1 protein-coding gene is annotated in these 3,562 nt (G+C 55.9%); it reads left to right on the forward strand.

The window, feature by feature from the left end; translation table 11 throughout:
- Positions 1–837: 837 nt before the first annotated feature.
- Positions 838–3,562: vitamin B12-dependent ribonucleotide reductase (locus VGP75_RS15700; protein WP_327544559.1), on the forward strand; the 2,725-nt coding region annotated here is incomplete at its 3' end.

Below are 3,562 nucleotides of genomic sequence, written 5' to 3' on the forward strand. Positions count from 1 at the left end.
GGATCTGCCATCGGTACAGTTTCAGTGATCGCATCGGCCAGGCCGCCTGCGTAAGCGGATACGCCTGCAACAAGCAGTGCGCCCAGAATGATCCAGAATTTGTTCATTGATTTTCTCCCAATCAATAGTGTTTTTTCGAAAGACAGTGCTGATTACAGCTGACTTTAACAAGCATGGAAAACTATACGCCCGTGACGCAGTCAAATATTATTGTGTGCATCGCGCGCGTGATATCGTGCACTGTGTCGAATTGACAACGTATCCAGTGTCCAAGCCTGTTATGTGATCGCGCGATCCGCCGGTGCCGGCGAGGGATTTGATCGACCAAAAGGCTGCCGCAGCGTGGCTATCGTGCAACGGCTTATCTGGCGCGGCTTGAGCAGAGGTGATCGGCGTTGCGCGTGTGTTGATGAAGTTCACAGTTTGCCTGAACCGGAATGCCTAAGGTTGCGAAGTAAAACAGTTTCTGGTGACGCGGCTTTCTGCGGGCATCTGTGGACAAGTTTGTGTGTGAATCACCTGCCCAAAAGGACGGGCATGTGAGGACCGACAGGTCAACTGAATTAATCCACATTTTGTGTTAAAAAGCCGTTGACCCACGAGGGCTAGATGCGTCAGGTTGTGCAGGCCGACGAACACGACACAAGATGTGGTAGCGGCACGGGGACAGTTCAACAGGCGGGCACAGGTTTTCAGTGCCCAGAAACGTACGCTCGATCTTGGATCGCAGGCAGTGTGGCGTCGACGGTTGATATGTTCTTTTCCGGATTGGTCGCGCAGGCGGCTTTGTTGAGAATTTAGCCGCAACGACGGCGCAAACTAGAATGGGGCAGACCAATGAAAATTGACCGTAATTTCACAAAAGCGAAAACGGGCGCTTATGGCGAACTGGCGTTCAAGACGACCACGTCAGAGATTCGCAACCCTGACGGGACGGTTGTTTTCAAACTCGACAATTGTGAAATTCCGGCCGGTTGGAGCCAGGTTGCCTCTGACGTGATCGCGCAGAAATATTTCCGCAAGGCGGGTGTGCCCTCCGAAGTAAAGCGCGTGAAGGAAAAGGGCGTGCCAGAGTTCCTGTGGCGCTCGGTTCCTGCCAAAGACGCCACATTTGGTGGTGAGACATCCGCCAAGCAGGTGTTCGACCGTCTGGCCGGTGCCTGGACATATTGGGGCTGGAAGGGTGGCTATTTCACCTCTGAAGAGGATGCGCGCGCCTATTTCGACGAAATGCGCTATATGCTGGCAACACAGCGCGCCGCACCAAACAGCCCGCAGTGGTTCAACACAGGTCTGCACTGGGCTTACGGCATCGACGGTCCCGCACAGGGGCACTACTATGTCGACTACCAGACTGGCGAGCTGACCAAATCCGCCTCGAGCTATGAGCACCCACAGCCGCACGCCTGTTTCATCCAGTCCGTTGACGACGATCTCGTGAACGAAGGCGGAATTATGGATCTTTGGGTGCGCGAAGCACGTCTGTTCAAATATGGCTCGGGCACGGGAACGAATTTTTCGTCGCTGCGCGGCGAGGGTGAGCCTTTGTCGGGTGGTGGCAAATCATCGGGCCTGATGGGATTCCTGAAAATTGGTGACCGCGCTGCTGGTGCCATCAAATCGGGCGGCACGACACGCCGTGCGGCCAAGATGGTGATCGTCGATGCCGATCACCCTGATATTCAGGAATTCATCAACTGGAAGGTCATCGAAGAGCAGAAAGTGGCGTCCATCGTCGCGGGTTCCAAAATGCACGCCCGTTACCTGAACGCGATCTTCGCGGCGATCAAATCATGGGACGGCACAGAAGTCGCGGCCTATGATCCCAAGACCAACGAGACACTGGCCGCCGCTGTCAAAGACGCCAAGCGCTCAGCGATTCCCGAGACCTACATCAAGCGCGTTCTGGACTATGCCAAGCAAGGCTACACCAGCATCGAATTCCCGACCTATGATACCGATTGGGACAGCGAGGCCTATTCGTCGGTCTCCGGCCAGAACTCGAACAACTCCATCCGCGTGACGGATGCCTTCCTGAAGGCCGTTGAAGACGACGCCGACTGGAAACTGATCAACCGCCGCAACGGCGAGGTCGCCAAGATCATCAAGGCCCGCGATTTGTGGGAACAAGTGGGCCATGCCGCATGGGCCTGTGCCGATCCGGGTATCCAGTACCACGACACCGTGAACGCATGGCACACATGCCCCGAAGATGGTGAAATTCGCGGTTCAAACCCTTGTTCTGAATATATGTTCCTTGACGATACGGCCTGTAACCTTGCGTCGATGAACTTGCTGACGTTCTATTCGGACGGGCAGTTTCAGGCCGAAGACTATATGCACGCCACACGTCTGTGGACCGTGACACTGGAAATCAGCGTGATGATGGCGCAGTTCCCGTCCAAGGAAATCGCGCAGCGGTCTTATGACTTCCGCACGCTGGGTCTGGGCTATGCCAACATTGGCGGCCTCTTGATGAACATGGGCTTTGGCTATGACAGCGACGAAGGCCGTGCGATGGGCGCTGCCCTGACTGCGATCCTGACAGGCGTGTCCTATGCGACATCCGCCGAAATGGCCGGTGAACTGGGTGCCTTCCCGGGCTATACCAAGAACAGCAAGCATATGTTGCGCGTGATCAAGAACCACCGTCAGGCGGCCTTGGGCAAGTCCGATGGTTATGATGCACTGGACGTCAAACCTGTGCCGCTTGACCACGCCAACTGCCCTGACCAGCGTTTGATCGCATTGGCTGTCGGCAGCTGGGACGAAGCACTGAAGCTGGGTAAAAAGCACGGCTACCGCAACGCGCAGGTCTCTGTCATCGCGCCTACCGGCACCATTGGTCTGGTGATGGATTGTGACACCACAGGGATCGAGCCCGACTTTGCGCTGGTGAAGTTCAAGAAGCTGGCCGGTGGTGGCTACTTCAAGATCATCAACCAGTCGGTGCCAGCCGCACTTGAGAAACTTGGCTATGGTTCCGCGCAGATCGAAGAGATCATCGCCTATGCTGTCGGTCACGGCTCCATCGGGCAGGCGCCAGCGATCAACCACACCTCGCTGATTGGTCACGGCTTTGGTCAGGCAGAGCTGGATAAGGTCGAAGGCGCGCTGGCTTCGGCATTCGACATCCGCTTTGTCTTTAACCAGTGGACGCTGGGCGAAGAGTTCTGCACCAAGACGCTGGGTATCCCCAAGGATAAGCTGAACGATCCGACCTTCGATCTGCTGCGCCACCTTGGCTATTCCAAGCAGGACATCGAGGCCGCCAACGATCACGTTTGCGGAACCATGACGCTGGAGGGCGCGCCGTTCCTGAAAGAGGAGCACTATAGCGTCTTTGACTGCGCCAACCCGTGCGGCAAAAAAGGCAAGCGTTATCTGAGTGTTGACAGCCACATCTACATGATGGCTGCGGCTCAGTCATTCATCTCGGGTGCGATTTCCAAGACAATCAACATGCCGAACGATGCGACAATCGAGGACTGCCAGAAGGCCTATGAATTGTCGTGGTCACTGGGTGTAAAGGCAAATGCGCTTTACCGTGACGGCTCCAAAC

This window comes from Yoonia sp., from assembly GCF_036007805.1.
In the GTDB taxonomy this organism is placed as follows: Bacteria; Pseudomonadota; Alphaproteobacteria; order Rhodobacterales; family Rhodobacteraceae; genus Yoonia.